Raw genomic sequence first — 23,412 nt, 5'->3', positions numbered from 1 at the left:
GTTGCATGAAGACCAGGTCGATTGCGTCATTGCTGCTGACCACCGCGCTCACCTTCGCCGCAGCAGGCGTTGCGTCCGCGCAGGACAAGACCGTCAAGATCGGCGCGCTGTCCGATCAGTCGGGCCTGTACGCCGACCTCGGCGGCCCCGGCTCGACGCTCGCCGCGCAGATGGCCGTGGAAGATTCCGGCCTGGCGGCGAAGGGCTGGAAGATCGACATCATTTCGGGCGATCACCAGAACAAGCCCGACATCGGCACCGCGATCGCGCGGCAGTGGTTCGACGTGGACAAGGTCGACGTCATCGTCGACGTGCCGAATTCCGGCGTGGCGCTCGCCGTCAACAACGTCATCAAGGAAAAGAACGGCGTCTACATCAACTCGGGCGCGGCGACCTCGGATCTCACCAACGCGCAGTGCTCGCCCAACACGGTGCACTGGACCTACGACACCTACATGCTGGCCCACACCACGGGCCAGGCGCTGGTGAAGGCCGGCGGTGACACCTGGTTCTTCCTGACCGCGGACTACGCCTTCGGCGCCGCGCTCGAGCGTGACACCACCTCCGTCATCACCGCCAACGGCGGCAAGGTGGTTGGCGGCGTCAAGCACCCGCTGAACACGCCGGACTTCTCGTCCTTCCTGCTGCAGGCGCAGGCCTCCAAGGCCAAGATCATCGGACTTGCCAATGCCGGCGGCGACACCACCAACTCGATCAAGCAGGCGGCCGAGTTCGGCATCGTCAAGGGCGGCCAGAAGCTCGCGGCGCTGCTGCTGTTCCTCACCGACGTCAAGGCGATCGGTCTGGAGACGGCGCAGGGCCTCAACTTCACCGAGACCTTCTACTGGGACATGGACGACAAGACCCGGGCCTTCTCCAAGCGGTTCTCGGAGAAGATGAAGAACGGCGCGATGCCGACCATGGTGCAGGCGGGCGTCTATTCGGGCGTGCGCCACTATCTGAAGTCGCTGGAAGCGCTCGGCGGCAATCCTCATGACGGCGTCAAGGTCGTCGAGAAGATGAAGTCGATGCCGACCGAGGACGATCTGTTCGGCAAGGGCGAGATCCAGCCCAACGGCCGCACCATCCACAACGCCTATCTGTTCGAGGTGAAGAAGCCCTCGGAGTCCAAGGGTCCGTGGGACTTCTACAAGCTGGTCGGCACGGTGCCGGGCGACCAGGCCTTCACGCCGCTCTCCGAAAGCAAGTGCGCGCTGTTGAAGAAGTAAGTTAACCGCCCGCAGGCCGATGAGGCCTGCGGGTGACTTTCAGGGGAACGCCGAAGGGACCGGGTGCGGGATCGATGCAGGCTCTTTACGCTCAGCTACTGGTGGGATTGATCAACGGCTCGTTCTACGCGCTGCTCAGTCTCGGGCTCGCCGTGATCTTCGGCATGCTCAACATCATCAATTTCGCCCATGGCGCGCTCTACATGATGGGCGCCTTCGTCGCCTATTTCCTGCTCAACCTCGGCGGCATCAATTACTGGTGGGCGCTGCTGCTGGCGCCGATCATCGTCGGCATCTTCGGCATGATCCTGGAACGGACCATGCTGAAATTCCTGACCGGCCTCGACCATCTCTATGGCCTGCTGCTCACCTTCGGCATCGCGCTGATCGTGCAGGGCGTGTTCCAGAATTATTTCGGCTCCTCCGGCCTGCCTTACGCCATTCCGGACCAGCTCAAGGGCGGCATGAATCTCGGCTTCATGTTCCTGCCGATCTATCGCGGCTGGGTCGTCGTGTTCTCGCTGGTGGTGTGTCTTGCCACCTGGTTCCTGATCGAGAAGACGCAGCTCGGCGCTTATTTGCGCGCCGCCACTGAAAACCCGACGCTGGTGCGCGCCTTCGGCATCAACGTGCCGCGCATGATCACGCTGACCTACGGTCTCGGCGTCGGCCTTGCCGCGCTCGCCGGCGTGCTCTCGGCGCCGATCAACCAGGTCCGGCCGCTGATGGGCGCGGATCTCATCATCGTGGTGTTCGCGGTCGTCGTGATCGGCGGCATGGGATCGATCATGGGCTCCATCATCACCGGCTTCGCGCTCGGGGTGATCGAGGGCCTGACCAAGTATTTCTACCCCGAGGCCTCCAACACCGTTGTGTTCGTGCTGATGGTGCTGGTGCTGCTGGTGAAGCCAACGGGATTGACGGGAAGGGCGGCCTGATATGACAACCCTGACAGACGATACGCTGCCTGCGACCCCGCGCGCGGTGCGCGACGAGATGATCGTATTCGTGTTGATGGCGCTGCTGCTGGCCTCGGTGCCATTCACGGGCGTCTATCCGTTCTTCGTGATGCAGGCGCTGTGCTTCGCGCTGCTTGCCTGCGCCTTCAATCTTCTGATCGGCTATGGCGGCCTGCTGTCGTTCGGCCACGCGATGTTCCTGGGGACCGCGGGCTATTGCAGCGCGCATGCCCTGAAGGTGTGGGCGCTGCCGCCGGAGCTGGGCATCCTCGTCGGCGTCGTTGCCGCGTTCGGGCTCTCGATCATCACCGGCTACATCTCGATCCGCCGCCAGGGCATCTATTTCTCGATGATCACGCTGGCGCTGTCGCAGCTCCTGTACTTCATCTACCTCCAGGCACCGTTCACCCACGGCGAGGACGGCATCCAGGGCATTCCGCAGGGACGCATGTTCGGCGTCCTCGATCTCTCCAAGCCGACGATACTTTACTACGTCGTGCTCGTCGGCTTCCTCGCCGGCTTCCTGCTGATCTTCCGCATCATCAATTCGCCGTTCGGCGAAGTGCTGAAGTCGATCCGCGAGAACGAGCAGCGCGCCATCTCGCTGGGCTACCGGACCGACCAGTACAAGTTCCTGGCCTTCGTGCTGTCGGGCACGCTGGCCGGCTTTGCCGGATCGCTGAAGGTGTTCGTGGCGCAGAATGCCTCGCTCACCGACGTGCACTGGTCGATGTCGGGCGAGGTCGTGCTGATGACGCTGGTCGGCGGTCTCGGTACCGTCTTCGGCCCCGTGGTGGGCGCCTTCGTGATCATCGCCATGCAGCAATACCTGGCCGGCTTCGGCCAGTGGGTGACGGTGATCCAGGGCTCGATCTTCGTGGTCTGCGTGCTCACCTTCCGCCGCGGCGTCATCGGCGAAATCGCCCATTACTTCCGGCGATCGCTGTAAATCATTGATATTGCACCAATTTCATTGGTGCGTGAAAGCGGTGGATGATCCGGCTCCGCGCGCGGGAGATGACACGCGCGCGGATCGAAAATGGTCTATGACAGTTTGATGACAGCCCGTCCGGGCCAGACCATTTTCCAACCGGTAGCCTTTCCCCATGATGCGATGGTTTCGCGCTTTCCTGCCCAAGGAAGAACGGTTCTTCGACCTGTTCGACCGCCATGCCCAGACCGTGATCCAGGGCGCGGTCGCACTTCAGGGCATGCTGAACGGGGGTGAGGAGACGCCGGTCTATTGCCAGCGCGTCAACCAGTTCGAGAACGATGCCGACAACATCACCCGCGAGGTGCTGACGGCGGTGCGCCGCACCTTCATCACCCCGTTCGACCGCGGCGACATCAAGAACCTGATCACCTCGCTCGACGACGCCATCGACCAGATGCAGCAGACCGCCAAGGCGGTGATGCTGTTCGAGGTCCGCGCCTTCGAGCCGCCGATGCGCGAGATCGGCGGGCTGCTGATCGAATGCGCCAATCTGGTCGGCCGGGCGCTGCCCCTGATGCAGGAGATCGGCAAGAACGTCGCCATGCTGACCGCGATCACGGAAGAGCTTGGCAAGCTCGAGGGCCGCGTCGACGATCTCCACGACATCGGGCTGAAGGAGCTGTTCCTCAAGCATCGCGACGGCAGCGCGATGGACTTCATCGTCGGCGTCGAGATCTACGACCACCTCGAGAAGGTCGCCGACCGCTTCGACGACGTGGCGAACGAGATCAACAGCATCGTCATCGAGCAGGTCTAGCGCATGATCCGGAAAAGTGTGCAGCGGTTTTCCGCTCAGATCATGCGCAAAGTTTAAGGGCAGGGCCGCGCCGTGGATGCTGCGTTGGGTCTTCCCGTCCTGGTCGGCTTGATCGCCGTCGCGCTGCTGTTCGACTTCCTGAACGGCCTGCACGACGCCGCCAATTCGATCGCGACCATCGTCTCGACCCGCGTGCTGCGGCCGCAATTCGCGGTGTTCTGGGCCGCGTTCTTCAATTTCATCGCCTTCATGGTGTTCGGCCTGCACGTCGCCCAGACCATCGGCACCGGCATCATCGATCCCGCCGTTGTCGATGCGCAAGTGATCTTCGCGGCGCTCGTCGGTGCGATCGTCTGGAACCTCGTGACCTGGGCGCTCGGCATTCCCTCGTCGTCCTCGCATGCGCTGATCGGCGGCCTCGTCGGCGGCGGCATGGCCAAGGCGGGCATTTCGGCGGCGGTGTGGAGCGGCCTGTCGAAGGCGGTGCTGGCGATCGTGCTGTCGCCGCTGGTGGGCTTCCTGCTGGCGATGATGCTGGTGGCCATCGTGTCGTGGCTCTCGGTGCGCTCGACGCCCTTTGCCGTGGATCGCGCCTTCCGCATCCTGCAATTCGCCTCCGCCTCGCTCTATTCGCTCGGCCATGGCGGTAACGACGCGCAGAAGACCATGGGCATCATCGCCGTGCTGCTCTATTCGCAGGGCCATCTCGGCGGCGAATTCTCGGTGCCGTTCTGGGTCGTGCTGTCGTGCCAGGCGGCGATGGCGCTGGGCACGCTGATGGGCGGCTGGCGCATCGTGCGCACCATGGGCCTGCGCATCACCAAGCTGACGCCGATGCAGGGTTTTTGCGCCGAGACCGGGGGCGCGGCGACCCTGTTCATGGCCACCTTCCTCGGGGTTCCCGTCTCGACCACCCACACCATCACCGGCGCCATCGTCGGCGTCGGCGCCGCCCGCCGCGTCTCGGCGGTGCGCTGGAACGTGGCGAGCTCGATCGTCTATGCCTGGGTGATCACGATCCCGGCCTCGGCGATCGTGGCGGCGCTGACCTGGTGGGCGGTCCAGATTTTCGTCAGGTGACGAATTTCAGCCCGGCGATGCCCGCGACGATCAGTCCGATGCTGGCGAGGCGGAACGCGGTGGCCGGCTCGCCGAACAGGAAGATGCCCAGCGTTGCGGTCCCGACCGCCCCGATCCCGGTCCAGACCGCATAGGCGGTCCCGACCGGCAGCGATTTGAGCGCGATCCCGAGCAGGATGACGCTGCCGGCCATGGCCGCCAGCGTGATCACCGAGGGAACAAGCCGGCTAAAACCCTCGGTGTATTTCAGGCCGATCGCCCAGGTGATCTCGAGAAGACCGGCGACGAACAGGATGCTCCAGGCCATGACGGCCCTCCATTCAAGGCAGGGTCGTCCCCGCGGGCAGATATGCTGGTGGAGAGGAGGGCCGTCCCTCCCGTTGGGCGATATGGGGCTGGCCGAGGGGCTCCGCAATCACCAAATGAGGCTTGATCAGGCCCATTTTCCCTGCCAAACGCTCCCGCCATGTCCGACATCGCCACCACCGCAGCCGAATCGCCGGCCCGTTCCCCGCTTGCCACGGAAGTGGCGCGGCGGCGGACCTTTGCGATCATCTCCCACCCCGACGCCGGCAAGACCACGCTGACCGAGAAGCTGCTGCTGTTCGGCGGCGCCATCAACCTCGCCGGTCAGGTCAAGGCCAAGGGCGAGCGGCGCAACACGCGTTCGGACTGGATGAAGATCGAGCGCGAGCGCGGCATCTCGGTCGTGACCTCGGTCATGACCTTCGAGTTCGAGGGGCTGGTCTTCAACCTCCTGGACACGCCGGGCCACGAGGACTTCTCGGAAGACACCTACCGCACGCTCACGGCCGTCGATTCCGCCGTGATGGTGATCGACGCCGCCAAGGGCATCGAGGCGCGCACCCGCAAGCTGTTCGAGGTATGCCGCCTGCGCGACATCCCGATCATCACCTTCATCAACAAGATGGACCGCGAGAGCCGCGACGTGTTCGAGCTGCTCGACGAGATCGAGAAGACGCTGGCGCTCGACACCACGCCGATGACCTGGCCGGTCGGCCGCGGCCGCGACTTCCTCGGCACCTATGACGTGATCAACGGCGGCGTCCGCCTGCTCGAAGGCGGCGGCGCCAAGACCGGCGCAGCCCAGCAGATCGAGATCGCGGAGCTCGCCAAGCTCAACGCCAATCTCGACGCGTCCGCCGTGAAGGACGAGCTCGAGCTCGTCACCGCAGCGTCAAAGCCGTTCGAGCTCGGCGCGTTCCGCGAGGGGCACCTGACGCCGGTCTATTTCGGCAGCGCGCTGCGCAATTTCGGCGTCGGCGATTTGCTCGAAGGCCTCGGCAAGTTCGCGCCCGAGCCGCGCGCGCAGGACAGCGACCAGCGCAAGGTCGAGGCCACCGATCCACGCATGAGCGCCTTCGTGTTCAAGATCCAGGCCAATATGGATCCGAACCACCGCGATCGCATCGCGTTTGCGCGCCTCTGCTCCGGCAAGCTCAGCCGCGGCATGAAGGCCAAGCTCGTGCGCACCGGCAAGAGCATGCCGCTGTCGAGCCCGCAATTCTTCTTCGCGCAGGACCGCTCGGTCGCGGACGAGGCCTTCGCCGGCGACGTCGTCGGCATTCCCAACCACGGCACGCTGCGCATCGGCGACACGCTGACCGAGGGCGAGGATTTTACCTTCGTCGGCGTGCCGAGCTTTGCGCCGGAAATCGTCCGCCGCGTGCGTCTCACCGACGCGATGAAGGCGAAGAAGCTGAAGGAAGCGCTGCAGCAGATGTCGGAAGAGGGCGTCGTGCAGGTGTTCCGCCCGCGCGACGGTGCCCCGGCGCTGGTCGGCGTGGTCGGCGCGCTGCAGCTCGACGTGCTGAAGGCGCGCCTCGACGCCGAATACTCGCTGCCGGTCGAGTTCGAGGTCAGCGAATTCCAGCTGGCGCGCTGGGTCTCGTCGGAGGATCGCAAGAAGCTCGACACCTTCCTCGCTGCCAACACGTCGAGCATCGCCGACGACGTCGACGGCGATCCCGTGTATCTGGCGCGAAACGAGTTCTATCTCGGCTACACCAGGGAACGTGCCGAGGGCATCGAGTTCACCAACGTCAAGGACGTCAAGAAGAAGGGGTAGGCGGGGCGTTCTCCGCGCGTCGCCGCCCTCAGCCGTCATGCCCCGCCTAGTGCGCAATTGCGCACGGGGGGCGGGGCATCCGGTACGCCGCAGCCCGTCGATTCAATCGCAACCGTCACGGAATACTGGGTCGCCCGGCCAGGCCGGACGGGCGACGACAGCGGGGCTGAACGCAAGCATGTGAACGATCGCAGGCTTGATCTTGTTCGAGGCAGTGCCACGTTCCCTGAAGTGACCTTGCGAGCTCGCATCATGTGGCGCGGCCTTCTCGTTTTCATCCTGCTGGCGGTATCAACTATCGCCGCCGACGCGCAGCGCCGGCAGATCAATCCGATTCCATTTTCGCACGAGCCGTGCAGCGTGCTCGATGGCCGGCCCTGCACGCCGTCCTATTGCAGCCCGCTCGAGCCCGGTCCCTGCATTCCCGAGATGGACTACCCGTACGGCCAGAATCTCCAGCTCACGATCGAGAGCGTTCCGTCGGAGGCCGATCGCGCCAAATATCAGAGGCCGGATCATGACCTCGACACGATCGGCGACCTCTTCGCCGAGCTGCGCAGCTGCTGGTCGCCACCGTCTGACAATGCGCGGGCGGGCATGCAGATGTCGGTGCGCTTCAGCTTCAACAAGGCGGGCGGCCTGATCGGACCGCCACGCCTGACCTATGCAACCTCGGGCGTGCCGGCAGACATCCGGACCACCTATCTCAATGCGATCAATTCGTCGCTGAAAGCCTGCCTGCCGCTGAAATTCACTGGCGGTCTCGGCGGCGCATTGGCCGGGCGGCCGATCGCGATCCGCTACGTCGACAACAGGGATTTGGGCAAGTAGCTGCGCGGGCTCCTCTGTTCCCTCATGGTGAGGAGCGCGCTTTTGCGCGCGTCTCCGGACGACGCTTTGCATCGCCGGGAGAACCATGCAGGCCCGCGTCTTGCGGACCGGCCGTCATCCTTCGAGACGCGCGAGAAGAACGCGCTCCTCAGGATGAGGGGATGGAGTTGCGACCCGCAGCCAATCGATGATACCCCAGAGGCAGGGGCTGCTTTGCGGGGAGGATGTCGTGGGTCTGCTGGTCATGATCCTGGGGCTGGTGCTGTTCTTTGCGGCCCATGTTTTCACGACGAAACGAAAGGCGCGCGCGGATGCGATCGCGCGGCTGGGCGAGGGGACCTACAAGCTCCTCTACTCCGCGGTCTCGCTGGCGGGGCTGGCGCTGATCATCTGGGGCTTTGTTCATTATCGCAGCTCCGGCTGGATCGATGTCTGGTATCCGCCCAAGGCGCTCAAGCACATCACGCTCGCCTTGATGCTGCCCGCCGTCATCCTGGTGGTGGCCTCCTATTTGCGCGGCCGCATCTATGCGACGCTGAAACACCCGATGCTGGCCGGCATCAAGCTGTGGGCGGCGGCGCATCTGCTCGCCAACGGCGACCTCGGCTCCATCATCCTGTTCGGCTCGTTCCTGGGCTGGGCCGTGTATGACCGCATCTCGCTGAAGCATCGCACCGACGGCGGCGGTCCGCCCATCCCGGTGGGCGGCGTCACCAACGATTTGATCGCGGTTGCGGTCGGCGTCGTCGCCTATCTGGCGCTGGCCTTTGCGTTTCATCCCGTCGTGATCGGGGTTCCCGTCGTGGGAGTCTAGCTGATCGGCGCAAGACGGCTCACCATGTCCGTGCGCGGAAAGTAACAAGAGCAAGAAGCCGAGGCATTCCGATGGACTGGTCGCAATCTCAGATTCCGCCGATGCGCCTCGAGGCACGCTTCGGCGATCGCGTGGTCCCGGCGTTCTCCGACCGGCCCGCGAGTCTCTGGGCGATGATCGCGGACGCCTGCGCCCGCAACCCCGAGGGCGAAGCGCTGATCGCAGGCAATGCCCGGCTGGGCTGGCGTCAGGCGGTGGAGCAGGCCGCGCGGATCGCTGCGGGCTTTCGCAAGCTCGGCCTGCAGCGCGGCGATCGCGTTGCGATCCTGCTCGGCAACCGCATCGAATTTCCGCTGCTGCTGTTCGCCGCCGCACATGAGGGCCTCGTCACGGTGCTGCTGAGCACGCGCCAGCAGAAGCCCGAGATCGCCTATGTCCTCGCCGATTGCGGTGCGAAGATCCTGATCCACGAAGCGGCGCTCGCCGAGCGCCTGCCCGAGGCGACTGACGTTCCGGACCTCGTCCACCGCATCGCCGTCGACGACGATCCGCAACGCTCGCGCTTCGCCGTGCTCGCAGATCACGCGCCGGCTTCCGCGCCGGTCGAGACGTGCGAGGAAGACACCGCGATGATCCTCTACACATCAGGCACGACGGGCAAGCCGAAGGGCGCGATGCTGGCCCATTGCAACATCGTCCACTCCTCGATGGTGTTCGTGTCCTGCCTGCAATTGACCGAGGCCGACCGTTCGATCGCGGCCGTGCCGCTCGGCCATGTCACCGGCGTCGTCGCCAACATCACCACCATGGTCCGCTGTGCCGGCGCGCTGATCATCATGCCGGAATTCAAGGCCGCCGAGTATCTCAAGCTCGCCGCGCGCGAGCGCGTCACCTACACCGTGATGGTACCGGCGATGTACAATCTCTGCCTGCTGCAGCCCGATTTCGACAGCTACGACCTGTCGAGCTGGCGTATCGGTGGCTTCGGCGGCGCGCCGATGCCGGTCGCCACCATCGAGCGGCTCAAGGCGACGATCCCCGGCCTGAAGCTTGCGAACTGCTACGGCGCGACCGAGACGACGTCGCCCTCGACGATCATGCCGGGTGAGTTGACCGCGAGCCATATCGACAGCGTCGGCCTGTCGTGTCCCGGCGCGCGCATCATGGCGGTGGGAGCGGACGGGCAGGAGCTTGCCCCTGGCGAGATCGGCGAGCTCTGGATCCAGAGCGCCTCCGTCATCAAGGGCTATTGGAACAACCCGAAGGCCACCGCCGAAAGCTTCACCGGCGGCTTCTGGCACTCCGGCGATCTCGGCTCGGTGGACGCGCAAGGCTTCGTCCGCGTGTTCGACCGGCAGAAGGACATGATCAATCGCGGCGGCCTGAAGATCTATTCGGCCGAGGTCGAATCCGTGCTCGCGGGCCATCCCGCCGTGATCGAGAGCGCGATCATCGCCAAAGCCTGCCCGGTGCTGGGCGAGCGCGTCCATGCCGTGGTGGTGACGCGCGCACCCGTTGCCGACACCGATCTGCGGGCGTGGTGCGCCGAGCGCCTGTCCGACTACAAGGTCCCCGAGACCATGGCGATCACATCGGAGCCGCTGCCGCGCAACGCCAACGGCAAGGTGCTGAAGCGGCAGTTGCGGGAGCTGCTGGGAACCTGAGCCTGGCAGGCGGCCCCCGGGCTTCTGCCGGGTCGTTAACGCCTTGATCGGGCTCGCTTTGCCTTGCCAGCGCCATATCGTTAGGGTACCTCGCCGCCACACGGGGGACGGGATTCCTGACGCGGACGCCTTGGCGCGCGCACCCGGACGGGCATGGGATTAGCATAAGTGTCTGAATTATTTGACGAAGTCGACGAGGAAGTACGTCGCGAACAGTTCAAGAAACTGTGGGACAAGTATTCGATCTACTTCATCGCCCTGATGGTGCTGATCGTGGCCGCCGTCGGCGGCTGGCGCGGCTACCAATATTTCGAGGCCAAGAAGGCCGCCGAGGCCGGCGCCGCATTCGAGAAGGCCGTCGAGCTGTCCGAGCAGGGCAAGCACGCGGAGGCCGAGACGGCCTTCACCGACCTCGCCGCCAAGGCTCCCTCCGGCTATCGCACGCTGGCGCGGCTGCGCGCTGCGGCCGAGGCCGCCAGCCGCGACCCCAAGGCGGCTGCCAAGCTGTATGACGACTTGGCCGCCGACCGCAGCGTGGGTGGCGAGTGGCAGGATCTGGCCAGGATCCGCGCCGCCGGCCTCCTGGTCGACAGCGCGTCCTATGCCGACCTGCTGCAGCGGCTGGAAGCCTCCGCCGCTCCCAAATCGACGTTCCGCCATACCGCCCGCGAGCTGCTGGCGCTCTCGGCCTGGCGCAACAACGACACGACCGCGGCCCGCAAATGGCTCGACGCGATCGCCGAGGACGGCGAGACACCGCCCGGCCTGCGCTCGCGCGCCGAGGCGCTCGCCGCTTTGCTGCCGCCCGTTGCCAAAAGCTGACCAAGAGCTGACCTTCGGGCTCTCTGACGCTGAACGAGACACGATATGCGCCGTACGCCACGCTTGATCGCAGCCGCCGTCCTGATCGCCTTCACGGGCGTGCTGGGCGGCTGCTCCAGCTTCGATCCAAGCGACATGCTCGACTTCCTCGACACCAAGAAGAAGCTGCCGGGCGACCGCAAGCCGGTCTTCCCCGAGGGGGTGCCGGGCCTGGAGCAGGGTGTCCCGAGGGAGATGTACAAGGGCGCGCAGCAGCCGGATCCGAATACGCCTGCCGTCGCGGCGCTTCCCGCCGAGCCGCCGCCCGAGCCGGCACACCCGGCCAAGGGTGCCAAGGCGAAGAAGACCAAGCAGCCGGCCGCTGCGGCAGCACCGGCTGAAGCCCCCGCCGGCGAGGTCGATGGCGAGGCTCAGCCCGAGGCCGCGCCGCCCACGGCGGCTCCCGCGCCCAAGCAGAAGATCGTACGCAGGCGTACCACCGCGCCGCCGCCGGACCAGCCGGTCCAGCAGGCGCAACCGACCCAGACCACGCAGCAGCAATCGCAGGGCGCTTTCCCGGCGCCGCTGCCGAGCGGCGGCTTCTCGCGCTGATTTTTTCCACCAGATTGACAGGCGCGGCCTCCGCAGCGCACGAATGACCGATGTCCTTCACGATCGCCATCATCGGCCGGCCCAATGTCGGCAAATCGACGCTGTTCAACCGACTGGTTGGGCAGAAGCTCGCACTCGTCGATGACCTGCCGGGCGTCACCCGCGACCGCCGCGAGGGTGAGGCCAGGCTCGGCGATCTCGAATTCACAATCATCGACACCGCCGGCCTCGACGAGGGCCCCAGGGGCTCCCTGACCGCGCGCATGCAGGAGCAGACGGAGACCGCGATCGCGCAGGCCGACGCGCTGTTCTTCGTGATTGATGCACGCGCGGGCCTGACGCCAAACGATCGCGCCTTCGCCGATTTCGCCCGCAAGGCCAACAAGCCGGTGCTGCTGGTCGCCAACAAGAGCGAAGGCAAGCATGGCGACATCGGCGCGATGGAATCCTTTGCGCTCGGCCTCGGCGATCCCATCCAGATCTCGGCCGAGCACGGCGAGGGCATGGGCGAGCTCTACGATGCGCTCGCCCCCTTGATGCCGGAGCCCGTCGAGGACGACGAGGATGAGGACGACGCGCCGCTGACCGAGGAAGAGGCGGCGACGCGCCCGATCCGGGTCGCCATCGTCGGCCGGCCCAATGCCGGCAAGTCGACGCTGATCAACCATCTGCTCGGCGAGGAGCGCCTGCTGACCAGCCCCGAGGCCGGCACCACGCGCGATTCCATCGCGGTCGAGATCAAGTGGAAGGGCCGCGATTTCCGCGTGTTCGATACCGCGGGCCTGCGCCGGCGCTCGCGCATCGAGGAGAAGCTGGAAAAGCTCTCGGTCGCCGACGCGCTGCGCGCGGTGCGCTTTGCCGAAGTCGTCGTGCTGATGATGGACACGCAGAACCGCTTCGAGGAGCAGGACCTGCGCATCGCCGACCTGATCGAGCGCGAGGGCCGGGCGATCGTGCTCGCCGCCAACAAATGGGACCTGATGGAGACCAAGGGCGGCGGCGCGATCTCGAACCTGCGCCGCGACGCCGATCACTGGCTGCCGCAGGTCAAGGGCGTGCCGATCGTCGCCGTGTCGGGCCTGATGGGCGAGGGCATCGACCGCCTGATGCAGGCGATCCAGGACGCCTACGCGGTCTGGAACAGGCGCGTCCCGACCTCCGCGCTCAATCGCTGGTTCGAGCAGGCGATCCAGGCCAATCCGCCGCCGGCGGTGTCCGGCCGCAGGCTGAAGCTGAACTACATCACGCAGAACAAGGCGCGTCCGCCGAGTTTTGTTCTCTTCTGCTCGCGGGCGGATGCAGTGCCGCAGTCTTACTTGCGCTATCTGACCAATTCGATGCGCGAGACGTTCGACCTGCCGGGCACGCCGGTGCGCATCACCCTGCGCGAGAAGGCTAATCCCTTCGCCCACAAGCGCAAGCGGCCGTCGTGAGCGACGGCGCCGGCGAGGCGGTGGCGCAGGGCGCTGCGCCGGTCCGGCGCGGCGCGGTCGCCTTCATCTTCGTTACGATCCTGCTCGACATGGTCGCGCTCGGCGTCATCATGCCGGTGCTGCCGAAGCTGATCGAGGGCTTCGTCGACAACGACACCGCGCACGCGGCCCGTATCTTCGGCCTGTTCGGGACTGCCTGGGCGCTGATGCAGTTCGTGTTCTCGCCGGTGCTCGGTGCGCTGTCGGATCGCTTCGGACGGCGGCCGGTGGTGCTGCTGTCGAATTTCGGGCTCGCCGCCGACTACGTGCTGATGGCGTTGGCGCCGTCCCTCGTCTGGCTGTTCATCGGCCGCGTCATCTCCGGCATCACCTCCGCCAGCATCTCGACCGCCTTTGCCTATATCGCCGACATCACGCCGCCGGAGCGGCGTGCGGCGATCTTCGGCAGGATCGGCGCAGCCTTCGGCGCCGGATTCATCCTGGGCCCGGCGCTCGGCGGCCTTTTGGGCGACATCGATCCGCGCCTGCCGTTCTGGGCAGCGGCAGGCCTGAGCTTCGCCAATGCGCTGTATGGATTGTTCGTGCTGCCGGAATCGCTGGCGCAGGAGAGGCGTGCGCCGTTCCGCTGGGCCAGCGCCCATCCAATCGGCGCACTGCGTCTGCTCCGCAGCAACGCGGTGCTGGCCGGGCTCTCGATCGTCAACTTCATCGCGCAGGTCGCGCATGTCGTGCTGCCCTCGACCTTCGTGCTCTATGCCACCTATCGCTACGGCTGGGATTCCAAGACGGTCGGACTGACGCTCGCGATGGTCGGCATCTGCGCCATGGTGGTGCAGGGGCTCGCCATCGGCCCGATCGTGCGCGTGCTCGGCGAACGCAAGGCCCTGGTGCTTGGCCTGTGTTGTGGCGCGATCGGCTTCGTGATCTTCGGGGCCGCGCCGACCGGGCCGCTGTTCTGGATCGGCATTCCCGTGATGTCGCTGTGGGGCATCTCGGGCGCCGCCATGCAATCGCTGATGACGCGGCTGGTCGCGCCCGATCAGCAGGGCCAGTTGCAGGGCGCAACCGCGAGCGTGCAGAGCGTGTCGCAGCTCGTCGGCCCGTTCCTGTTCACGCTGACCTTTTCATATTTCATCAGCGCCGGCGCGCCGCTGCATCTGCCCGGCGCACCGTTCCTGCTCGCGGCGGTGCTGATGGTGATATGCGTGGCGATTGCGCTGCGGGCGCTCGCGGCCACAAGGACGGCCTCGTAGGGTGGGCAAAGGCGCGTGAGCGCCGTGCCCACGATCTGTCCATGACACGAAGAAATGGTGGGCACGCTTCGCTTTGCCCACCCTACGACACCTGTTTCCTGAGCCCAGAACGCAAATGCCCGGGCCAAGCCCGGGCATCACGCGCTTGAGTCGGTGTGAAGCCGCTACGCGCTTACTTCTTCACCAGCGGGCAATCGCTGTCCTTGAGCGGCTTGGCCGCGTCTTCCGCAGAGATGGTGGCGATCTTCTTGTAGTAGTCCCACGGGCCCTTCGATTCCTCGGGCTTCTTCACCTCGAAGAGATAGGCCGGGATGATGCGGCGGCCGTCCTCGCGCAGCGGGCCCTTGCCGAACAGCGGGTCGTCGGTCGGGATTTCCTTCATCTTGGCGACGACCTTTGCGCCGTCATGGGGGTTGCCGCCGAGGGCCTCGAGCGCCTTCAGGTAATGCAGCACGCCGGCATAGTTGCCCGCCTGCGTCATCGACGGCATCGCCTTGTTGGTCATCTTTTCCTGGAAACGCTTGGACCAGGCGCGGGTGCTGTCGTTCAGATCCCAGTAAAAGGACTCGGTGAAGGTCAGGCCATGCGCCGTCTTCAGGCCGAGCGAGTGAACGTCGTTGATGAAGAGCAGGAGGGCTGCGAGCTTCTGGCCGCCCTCGACGATGCCGAATTCGGCCGCCTGCTTGATCGAGTTGGTGGTGTCGCCGCCGGCATTGGCGAGACCGACGATCTTGGCCTTGGAGTTCTGGGCCTGGAGCAGGAACGACGAGAAGTCCGAGGTGTTGAGCGGATGCTTGACGCCGCCGAGCACCTTGCCGCCGCTCGCAGTGACGACCGCACTGGTGTCACGCTCGAGCGCCGCGCCGAAGGCGTAGTCGGCGGTCAGGAAGAACCAGGTGTCGCCGCCCGCCTTGGTCAGTGCCTTGCCGGTGCCGTTGGCGAGCATGTAGGTGTCGTAGGTGTAGGAGATGGTGTTGGCGTTGCAGGCCTTGCCGGTGAGATCGGCGCTGGCGCCGCCATTGTTGAGCAGGACGGCGTTCTTTTCCTTGGCGACGTTGCTGACCGCCAGCGCGACGCCGGAGTTCGGCGTGTCGGTGATCATGTCCACCTTCTGGGTGTCGATCCATTGCCGGGCGATGTTGACGCCGACGTCCGGCTTGTTCTGGTGATCGCCACTGACGACCTCGATCTTCCAGCCCTTGGCAGCCAGTCCGGAATCCTCCACGGCCATCTTGACCGCCAACACGGAGCCGGGACCGCCGATATCGGCGTAGAGGCTGGACATGTCGTTGAGCACGCCGATCGTGACGGTCTTGTCCTGGGCGTAGGCGGATGTGGCAAAACCGAAAGCGGCACAGGCCAGAAGGGCCGCGGAGCGGCGCGCGAACGTCGTCGTCATAAAAGGTTTCCTCCATTGTCAAATATGCGGACAGCTCTCTTGCGGAGCCTTGTTCCGTTGATGGCTCTACCGTGTCCCACGGCTGTCGGCAATGCATCTAAAGCCGGATGACGCTGCGTCGTAGCGTCATCCGTCGGTTAACTTTTGGGCAAAATGCGTTGAGACGCTATTTGAGCGCGTCCGACGTCAGCTTGAATTTCTGGATGCGCTTTCCGGTATCGACCTCGGCGGTATAGACGTTACCCTTGGCGTCGATCGCCATGGCGTGCACCCAGTGGAACTGCCCGGCGTTGCGGCCGTTGTGCCCGAAGCTGCCGACCACGCTGCCGTCGTCGCGCTTGATGATCCTGATCTCGTTGTTCTCGCCGTCGGCGCTGAGCAGGTACGTCTGCTTCGGATCGGGCCAGATCGCGATGTCCCACACCGCACCGTTGCCGAGCGTGTTCTTCTCGAAGAAGAACTCCTTCACGAAGCTGCCGTCCTTCTTGAACACCTGGATGCGGTTGTTGATGCGGTCGCAGACATAGACGAGACCGTCATTGGCGAGCTTCACGCAGTGGACCGGGTTGCCGAATTGCTGCGACACCGGCGCCTTGGGATCGTAGGGACCTTGCTTGTCGTCGTTGGGCTTGTTGCCGTAGGCACCCCAGTGCCGCTTGTAGGCGAGCGTCGTCGCATCGAACACGATGACGCGGCGGTTGCCATAGCCGTCGGCGACGTAGATTTCGTTCGCCGCCTTGTCGATCGCAGTCTCCGCGGGCTTGCCGAGCTGCGTCGTGTCGTTGCTGCCGAGGCTCGGCGCGATCTTGCCGATCTGGGCGACGAACTTGCCGTCGAGCGTGAACTTCAGGATCGCGTTGTCGTTGTCGGCGTTGCCGCCGACCCAGACGAAGCCGCGCTCGTCGACCTCGATGCCGTGCTCGCGGCCGACCCATTCATAGCCTTCGCCGGGACCACCCCATGAGCGCAGCAAATTGCCGTCGCTGTCGAATTCGAGCACGGGCGGGGCCGACACGCAGCATTTCGAGCGCGGCGGATTGAGGCTCGCGCCTTTCTCGTCGTCGGTGAGCGAACGGGGGCGATGGATCACCCAGATATGGCCCTGCCAGTCGACGGTGATGCCGCCGACCTGGCCGAGGATCCAGTTGTTCGGCAGTTGCTTTGGCCAGGAGGAATCGACTGCGAAAGTCGGGACGTCGCCGGCGCTCGCTGCGCCCGGAAGCGCGAATGCGATGGCCGCGATCAGGATGGAGAAGACGTGAGAGACGTTTGCGAGTGCACGCGAAAACCTTGCGCGATCAGGCCATGGCGCCATGGCAACCTCCCATTTTGTTGGCTTGCGGCTTGCTGCCGCTTGAGCAGCGGCAGTCAATCGCGGGGAGGCACCCGAGTCAATCAGGCAAGGCAATCAGGCAAGGCAGTTACGCTGGCGAGCGGAAGCTCATCAGGCTGCGGGTCTTGTAGTCGTAGAACTTGCCGGTCTCGGTCCAGTCGGGGCAGCAGAGCGGCACGATGAACTCGGCGACCTGCTCGGGCGTGTCGAGCGTCGCGGGGTCTTCGCCCGGCATCAGCGTCGCACGCATGCGGGTTCGGATCGGGCCGGGGTTGAACAGATTGACGCGCAACGGCGTGTTCGCGGTCTCCTGCGCCCAGGCGCGCGCCAGCGTTTCCAGCGCGGCCTTGGAGGCGGCGTAGGGGCTGACATAGGCGGTCGCCTTGTTGGCGGCGCCCGAGGTGACGAACACGGCACGCCCAGCATCGGACTGCTTCAGCAGCGGCTCCATGCAGCGGATCAGCTGGAAGTTCGCGGAGACGTTCACGGCCATCACGTCGGTGAAGGCCTTCAGCTCGATATGGCCGATCGGCGAGGAGGGGCCGAGCACGCCGGCATTGCCGACGAGGATGTCGAGCTTGCCGTAGCGTTCGTGCAGGCCGGCGCCCAGCCGCGCGATGCCGTCGGAATCGGTGAGGTTGAGCGGCACCAGGGTAGCGCTGCCGCCGACTTTGCGGATCTCGTCGTCGAGCTCCTCGAGCCCGCCCTGCGTGCGCGCGGTCGCAACGATATGCGCGCCGGCCTTCGCCAGCGCGATGGCGGTGGCGTAGCCGATGCCGCGCGAGGCGCCGGTGACGAGAGCGATGCGGGAGGTGAGGGGTTTTGTCATGGCGGGGTTTTACAGGCGTGGGTGGCCGGCACAAGCCCCGCAACGTTCATTCCGGGGCGATGCGAAGCATCGAACCCGGAATCCAGAGATTGTAAGACGACATCGAGATCCTCAGGTGCGCAATTGCGCACCATAGTTCGCGCAGTGCGCGCCCCGGGATGACGGCTTGGCCGTCAGCTCGCCTCCGCCAGCAGCGACAGCTGCCGCGGCTGCTGCTCGGTCTGGGTCTGGTCGGTGAGGTGGGTCGGATAGGCGCCGGTGAAGCAGTGGTCCGAGAACTTCGGATTGGCGGGGTCGCGGCCGGGCTCGCCCATGGCGCGGTACATGCCGTCGATCGAGAGGAAGGCGAGCGAGTCGGCGCCGATGATCTCGCGCATCTCCTCCAGAGAATGCGTCGCGGCCAGCAGGCCGCCGCGATCGGGCAGGTCGATGCCGTAATAATCAGGATAGAGGATCGGGGGCGAGGCGAGGCGGAAGTGGACTTCCTTGGCGCCGGCGTCGCGCATCATGCGCACGATCTTCTTCGAGGTGGTGCCGCGCACCAGCGAGTCGTCGATCAGGATGATGCGCTTGCCTTCGATCGCGGCGCGGTTGGCCGAGTGCTTCATGCGCACGCCGGATTCGCGGATCGCCTGGGTCGGCTGGATGAAGGTGCGGCCGACATAATGGTTGCGGATGATGCCGAGCTCGAACGGCACGCCGGAATACTGGCTGTAGCCGACCGCGGCGGGCACGCCGGAATCGGGCACCGGCACGACGACGTCGATCGGCACGTGGCTCTCGCGCGCGAGCTGCGCGCCGAAGGCCTTGCGCACCTCGTAGACCGAGCGGCCGTGGACGATGGAATCCGGCCGGGAGAAGTAGATGTATTCGAAGATGCAGGGGCGCGGCGCCATCGGCGGGAACGGCTTGTGGATGTCCTGGCCGTTCTCGTCGAACACGATGACTTCGCCGGGCTCGATGTCGCGCACGAAGCGCGCGCCGATGATGTCGAGCGCGCAGGTCTCAGAGGTCAGGATCGGGCAGCCGTCGAGCTCGCCGAGCACGAGCGGGCGGATGCCGCGCGGATCGCGCGCGCCGACCAGCTTCTTGTTGGTCAGCGAGACCAGCGCATAGGCGCCCTCGATCTCGCGCAGCGCGTCGATATAGCGCTCGATGAAACGGGCACGCTTGGATCGCGCGACCAGGTGCAGGATCACCTCGGTGTCGGTGGTCGACTGCATCATGGCGCCGTGCTTCACGAGCTCGCGGCGCAGCGTCAGGCCGTTGGTGAGATTGCCGTTGTGGGCGACCGCGAGGCCGCCGGCATTGAGCTCGGCGAACAGCGGCTGCACGTTGCGCAGGATGGTGGCGCCGGTGGTGGAGTAGCGGACATGGCCGACGGCCATGTTGCCGGGCAGGCGGTCGATCACCTCGCGGCGGGAGAAGGTGTCGCCGACGAGACCGAGGCGGCGTTCCGAGTGGAAGCGGCTGCCGTCGTAGGAGACGATGCCGGCGGCCTCCTGGCCGCGATGCTGAAGGGCGTGGAGACCGAGTGCGGTGATGGCGGCAGCATCGGGGTGACCGTAGATGCCGAACACGCCGCATTCCTCGCGTAGCGTGTCCCCTTCCAGGTCGTCCTGAGGCTCCAGCGCGGACGGGCCCAAACCGGCCTTGGCGTCGAGATCAAGTTCAGCGTCCTGGTCAGGGTTTCGCATCTCGTTCGCGCCTCTCTTTAGGGCTCAAGTCCTTTAGAGCCCAAGTCAACGTGCCGCGGGTTTCTCGATCAGTTTCTTCAAACTGTCACGAGCCGGTTTACTGTATCCGTCGCCACTGCCCGAAGGCTGCTGCTCGGAATCAGCTTGGTCATCATCTGGTTTGTTTTTCTTGAATCTCTTCAAGATGGTGTTCTCGGGGTCGTCAGGCAAGAGGGCCATCAGCCAATCCCCGGTTCCCTGGAGCACCACGCGGGACTTGGCCCCCGTGACCCAGTCCGGGCGCTGCTTGTCCGGCACCAGCCAGGTGAAGAACAGGAAGGCGACCACGACGATCAAAAGCCCGCGAGCAAGGCCGAACAGGAAGCCGAGGGTGCGGTCCAGCGCGCCGATCCGCGAATCCAGGATCATGTCCGAGATCCGGACCGTGATCACGGAGACCACGACGAGGGTGCCGACGAACACGCCGGCAACTACGACCACGCTCGCCACGGTGTCGTTGTTGAAATAGGTCTTCGCGGTCGGCAGCAGCTTCGAGAACGAATACAGCGTCACGATCGCGGCGGCGCCCCAGGCCGCGATCGACAGGATTTCGCGCATGAAGCCGCGAACCATCGCGAGCAGGCCCGAGATCAGCATCACACCGAGCAGGATCAGGTCGAGGAGTGTTACTGGCATCGGCTGGTCTGGTCCGCTCGTACTTCAAAGGTGCTCAGCGAATCGGTGTTTGGCCGCCGCCCTAAAAGAGGGGCAGACGGCGTTCCCGGCAAGGCCGCAACCACGCAATCCCATGCTGCTTTTGTGACGGCTGTATAGCGGTAGGGGCCGGAAACGTCACCTCCAGCTAACCCTCTCCACGGCGGAATCTTGCCGGTGTGGCATTTTTCTCCGCTGGAGGGCTCTGATCGCCGCGGCGGGAGCCCTTGGCGGCGATTTCGGCCACCAATGTCGTCAGGCTGTTGACTGCGTTCAGGGACAGTCCGGCGTCGCCGCCGGCATCGCCCCGGGCCGATTCGGGCAGCACGGCGCGCTTGAAGCCGAGCTTGACCGCTTCCTTGAGCCGGGCCGGGGTCTGCGCCACCGGGCGGATCACGCCGGACAGCGAAATCTCGCCGAAATAGACCGCATCGGTGGGTAACTGCGCATTAACCAGGGACGACACCAGCGCGGCCGCGGCGGCCATGTCGGCGGCCGGCTCGTGGATGCGCAGGCCGCCGGCGACGTTCAGATAGACGTCGTGGCCGGACAGCTTGACCCCGCAATGGGCCTCCAGCACCGCCAGCACCATCGAGAGCCGGCTCTGATCCCAGCCGACCACGGCGCGGCGCGGGGTGCCGAGCGAGGTCGGGGCCACCAGAGCCTGCAATTCGACCAGGACGGGCCGCGTGCCCTCGATGCCCGCAAAGACTGCGGTGCCGGGCGTGCCGAGATCGCGCTCGGACAGGAACAGCTCGGACGGATTGGTGACTTCGCGCAGGCCAAGGCCCGTCATCTCGAACACGCCGATCTCGTCGGTCGGGCCGAAGCGGTTCTTCACCGCGCGCAGGATGCGGAATTGCTGCGAGCCTTCCCCCTCGAACGACAGCACCGCGTCGACCATGTGCTCGACCACGCGGGGACCGGCGATCTGGCCGTCCTTGGTGACATGGCCGACCAGGATGATCGCAGCGCCGGTCTTCTTGGCAAACCGGATCAGCGCCTGCGCCGAGGCCCGCACCTGCGTCACCGTGCCGGGCGCGGATTCCACCGTGTCGGTCCACATGGTCTGGATCGAGTCGATCACGATCAGGCGCGGGACTGCGCCCTCGGACAGCGTCGAGACGATGTCCTCGACCGAGGTCTCGGCGGCAAGCTGCACCGGCGCATCCGACAGGCCGAGCCGCTCGGCGCGCAGGCGTACCTGGGCGACCGCCTCTTCGCCGGAGATATAGACGATGCGGTGGCCGGCGCGCGCCATCATGCTGGTGGCCTGCGTCAGCAGCGTCGACTTGCCGATGCCGGGATCGCCGCCGACCAGCAGCACCGAGCCGCGCACGAAGCCGCCGCCGGTGACGCGGTCGAGCTCGGTCATGCCCGACGACAGCCGCGGCGCATCCGGGCTCTTTCCGGCAAGGCTCTCCAGCGCGAAGGTTCGCCCCTTGCGCTTGGAGCGGATCGAGACCGGCACGCTGCCGCTGGTGTCTTCTTCGGCGAGCGTATTCCACTCGCCGCAGGACTCGCACTTGCCCTGCCAGCGGTTATAGGCCGCGCCGCAGTTCTGGCAGACGAAGGAAAGCGTGTTCTTGGCCATGGGCTCGGTCGAGTCGGAGGTTTCAGGGGTTTGCTGATACCACGGAATGGCGGGCCCTGAGGCCGCTCACCGCGATTCCGTGCAGCCGATACACCCTTTGTTAGCTCTAGGTCGCAGCGCCGCGCCGGACTTTGCCAAATGTTAGCGGACACGGGTCCAGGTTCGGAACCGATACGGGATGGCGCGAATAATGACGATATTTTTGCGGATTTTGCTCGCCGCGGGCATGGCTTGCGCCGTCCTGGCGCCGCCCGGCCATATCGTGGCGGCCGACGCCAAAGCCCTCAACATCGTCTTTGTCAGCCCCGGCAAGACCGGCGAGGTCTACTGGGACATGGTCGCGCAAACCATGCAGGCCGCCGGCCGCAAGCTCGATGCGCATGTCGAGGTGCTGACCAGCGAGCGTAACTACCGCATCATGCAGGAGCTCGGGTACGGCGTGGTGGCACGCGCCGACAAGCCCGACTTCCTCATCCTCTCGAACGAGGAATCCGCCGCCGTTCCGATCCTGGAGGCGGCCGAGGCCGCCGGGGTCAAGACGCTGCTGCTGTCGAACACGCTGATCGGCGAGGACGCGAAGCGTCTCGGGCCGCCGCGCGCGAAGCTCACGACCTGGCTCGGCGACATCACGACCGATCTTCAGACCGCAGGCGCGCGGATGGCGAACGCCCTGATCGCCACGGCGCGGGCCGAGAAATGGCAGAGCCCGGACGGCAAGATCCACATTCTCGGCATCGGCGGCGACGAGATCACGCCGGCTTCGATCGCGCGCAACGCCGGCCTCAAGCTTGCGGTCGACGCCGCGCCCGATGTGGTGGTGGACCGGATGCTGTACGCCAACTGGACGCAGTCCGAGGCCGAGCAGGTCACCGCGAATTATCTGAGCTGGGCTGCGCGCAAGGAGATCCGTCCCGCCGGCGTCTGGGCCGGGAACGATCCGATGGCGCTCGGCGCGCTGCGCGCGATCACCGCGGCCGGCCTCGTGCCGGGCCGCAACATCGAGGTGGTCGGGCTCAACTGGTCGGAAGATGCGCTGCGCGAGATCAAGGCCGGCCGCCTGCTGCTGAGCGACGGCGGGCACTTCCTGCTCGGCGGCTGGTCGATCGTCCTGCTCCGCGACTACGCCGACGGCTGCGATTTCGCCGATGCCTCGCCCCGCGTCGAGGCCAGGACATCCGCGATCACGCGCGACAACCTCGCCTCGGTGGGCGACCTCATCAAGACGCGCCGCTTCGACCGGATCGACTTCACGCGGTTCAGGGCCAAGGCGGGGCGCTGCGGCCGATACGATTTCTCCCTCGATGCGCTCATCTCCTCCCTGTCTCGTCCTGACGGTGCCGGCGAATGACGC

21 protein-coding genes are annotated in these 23,412 nt (G+C 65.8%); 14 read left to right on the top strand and 7 right to left on the bottom strand.

The window, feature by feature from the left end; translation table 11 throughout:
• Window positions 1-5: 5 nt before the first annotated feature.
• From JQ617_RS19220 to JQ617_RS19200, 5 genes are all read left to right on the top strand, one after another.
• A complete protein-coding gene (locus JQ617_RS19220; protein WP_063684169.1) occupies window positions 6-1,229 on the top strand; it encodes an ABC transporter substrate-binding protein in 1,224 nt (407 codons plus the stop codon).
• A gap of 74 nt (window positions 1,230-1,303) precedes the next feature.
• Window positions 1,304-2,167: a branched-chain amino acid ABC transporter permease gene (locus JQ617_RS19215; protein WP_063684167.1), complete on the top strand. Its 864-nt coding sequence runs from the start codon at window positions 1,304-1,306 to the stop codon at window positions 2,165-2,167.
• A 1-nt stretch (window position 2,168) separates the two neighbouring features.
• A complete protein-coding gene (locus JQ617_RS19210) occupies window positions 2,169-3,137 on the top strand; it encodes a branched-chain amino acid ABC transporter permease (protein ID WP_212027659.1) in 969 nt (322 codons plus the stop codon).
• Window positions 3,138-3,294: 157 nt separating this feature from the next.
• The gene (locus tag JQ617_RS19205; RefSeq protein ID WP_063684163.1) at window positions 3,295-3,939 is read left to right on the top strand and encodes a DUF47 domain-containing protein; all 645 of its coding nucleotides are present in this window, start codon (window positions 3,295-3,297) and stop codon (window positions 3,937-3,939) included.
• 72 nt (window positions 3,940-4,011) lie between these two features.
• Window positions 4,012-5,019, top strand: a complete 1,008-nt coding sequence (locus JQ617_RS19200) for an inorganic phosphate transporter (protein WP_063684162.1) — start codon at window positions 4,012-4,014, stop codon at window positions 5,017-5,019.
• Here the strand turns inward: JQ617_RS19200 and sugE are convergent.
• Window positions 5,012-5,326 (bottom strand): quaternary ammonium compound efflux SMR transporter SugE, encoded by a 315-nt coding sequence (gene sugE, locus JQ617_RS19195; protein ID WP_063684161.1) that lies wholly within the window; start codon window positions 5,324-5,326, stop codon window positions 5,012-5,014. The genes JQ617_RS19200 and sugE overlap by 8 nt on opposite strands.
• A 159-nt stretch (window positions 5,327-5,485) precedes the next feature.
• On the opposite strand from sugE, the gene JQ617_RS19190 reads away from it, so the two are divergent.
• The 8 genes from JQ617_RS19190 to JQ617_RS19155 all read left to right on the top strand — a co-directional run bounded on the left by JQ617_RS19190 (window position 5,486) and on the right by JQ617_RS19155 (window position 14,516).
• Window positions 5,486-7,108, top strand: a complete 1,623-nt coding sequence (locus JQ617_RS19190) for a peptide chain release factor 3 (RefSeq protein ID WP_145658971.1) — start codon at window positions 5,486-5,488, stop codon at window positions 7,106-7,108.
• A gap of 252 nt (window positions 7,109-7,360) precedes the next feature.
• Entirely contained in the window at window positions 7,361-7,939 is a 579-nt protein-coding gene (locus JQ617_RS19185; protein WP_063684159.1) for a UCP034077 family protein, read from the top strand.
• A gap of 229 nt (window positions 7,940-8,168) precedes the next feature.
• Window positions 8,169-8,753 carry an NnrU family protein gene (locus tag JQ617_RS19180; RefSeq protein WP_212027658.1) on the top strand — a complete coding sequence of 195 codons (585 nt, stop codon included), beginning with the start codon at window positions 8,169-8,171 and terminating at the stop codon, window positions 8,751-8,753.
• Window positions 8,754-8,824: 71 nt separating this feature from the next.
• Complete coding sequence (locus JQ617_RS19175; RefSeq protein ID WP_212027657.1) at window positions 8,825-10,417, top strand: class I adenylate-forming enzyme family protein; 1,593 nt, start codon at window positions 8,825-8,827, stop codon at window positions 10,415-10,417.
• Window positions 10,418-10,585: 168 nt separating this feature from the next.
• Entirely contained in the window at window positions 10,586-11,239 is a 654-nt protein-coding gene (locus tag JQ617_RS19170; protein ID WP_212027656.1) for a tetratricopeptide repeat protein, read from the top strand.
• A 45-nt stretch (window positions 11,240-11,284) separates the two neighbouring features.
• Window positions 11,285-11,830, top strand: coding sequence for a hypothetical protein (locus JQ617_RS19165; protein ID WP_063684151.1), 546 nt, complete (start codon window positions 11,285-11,287; stop codon window positions 11,828-11,830).
• A gap of 50 nt (window positions 11,831-11,880) precedes the next feature.
• Window positions 11,881-13,263 (top strand): ribosome biogenesis GTPase Der, encoded by a 1,383-nt coding sequence (gene der / locus JQ617_RS19160; protein ID WP_212027655.1) that lies wholly within the window; start codon window positions 11,881-11,883, stop codon window positions 13,261-13,263.
• Window positions 13,260-14,516: a TCR/Tet family MFS transporter gene (locus JQ617_RS19155; protein ID WP_212027654.1), complete on the top strand. Its 1,257-nt coding sequence runs from the start codon at window positions 13,260-13,262 to the stop codon at window positions 14,514-14,516. Before der ends, JQ617_RS19155 begins: the two co-directional genes overlap by 4 nt.
• Before the next feature lie 172 nt (window positions 14,517-14,688).
• Here JQ617_RS19155 and JQ617_RS19150 read toward each other — a convergent pair whose 3' ends face one another.
• The 6 genes from JQ617_RS19150 to radA all read right to left on the bottom strand — a co-directional run bounded on the left by JQ617_RS19150 (window position 14,689) and on the right by radA (window position 22,061).
• Entirely contained in the window at window positions 14,689-15,915 is a 1,227-nt protein-coding gene (locus JQ617_RS19150) for an ABC transporter substrate-binding protein (RefSeq protein WP_212027653.1), read from the bottom strand.
• Window positions 15,916-16,081: 166 nt separating this feature from the next.
• Window positions 16,082-17,230: an NHL repeat-containing protein gene (locus JQ617_RS19145; protein WP_212027652.1), complete on the bottom strand. Its 1,149-nt coding sequence runs from the start codon at window positions 17,228-17,230 to the stop codon at window positions 16,082-16,084.
• A 106-nt stretch (window positions 17,231-17,336) separates the two neighbouring features.
• On the bottom strand, window positions 17,337-18,077 hold the full coding sequence (locus JQ617_RS19140) for an SDR family NAD(P)-dependent oxidoreductase (RefSeq protein ID WP_212027651.1): 741 nt from the start codon (window positions 18,075-18,077) through the stop codon (window positions 17,337-17,339).
• A 173-nt stretch (window positions 18,078-18,250) separates the two neighbouring features.
• The gene (purF, locus tag JQ617_RS19135) at window positions 18,251-19,774 is read right to left on the bottom strand and encodes an amidophosphoribosyltransferase (protein ID WP_212027650.1); all 1,524 of its coding nucleotides are present in this window, start codon (window positions 19,772-19,774) and stop codon (window positions 18,251-18,253) included.
• Between the two features lie 45 nt (window positions 19,775-19,819).
• Entirely contained in the window at window positions 19,820-20,449 is a 630-nt protein-coding gene (locus JQ617_RS19130) for a CvpA family protein (RefSeq protein WP_011086837.1), read from the bottom strand.
• A gap of 166 nt (window positions 20,450-20,615) precedes the next feature.
• On the bottom strand, window positions 20,616-22,061 hold the full coding sequence (radA, locus tag JQ617_RS19125) for a DNA repair protein RadA (RefSeq protein ID WP_212027649.1): 1,446 nt from the start codon (window positions 22,059-22,061) through the stop codon (window positions 20,616-20,618).
• A gap of 190 nt (window positions 22,062-22,251) precedes the next feature.
• On the opposite strand from radA, the gene JQ617_RS19120 reads away from it, so the two are divergent.
• Entirely contained in the window at window positions 22,252-23,409 is a 1,158-nt protein-coding gene (locus tag JQ617_RS19120) for an ABC transporter substrate-binding protein (RefSeq protein WP_249157249.1), read from the top strand.
• The last annotated feature ends 3 nt before the right edge of the window (window positions 23,410-23,412 follow it).

Source organism: Bradyrhizobium sp. KB893862 SZCCT0404 (assembly GCF_018130885.1).
Classification (GTDB): Bacteria; Pseudomonadota; Alphaproteobacteria; order Rhizobiales; family Xanthobacteraceae; genus Bradyrhizobium; species Bradyrhizobium stylosanthis.
The sequence above is the reverse complement of the archived record's forward strand: the minus strand, read 5'-3'. Positions and strand labels throughout refer to the sequence as shown.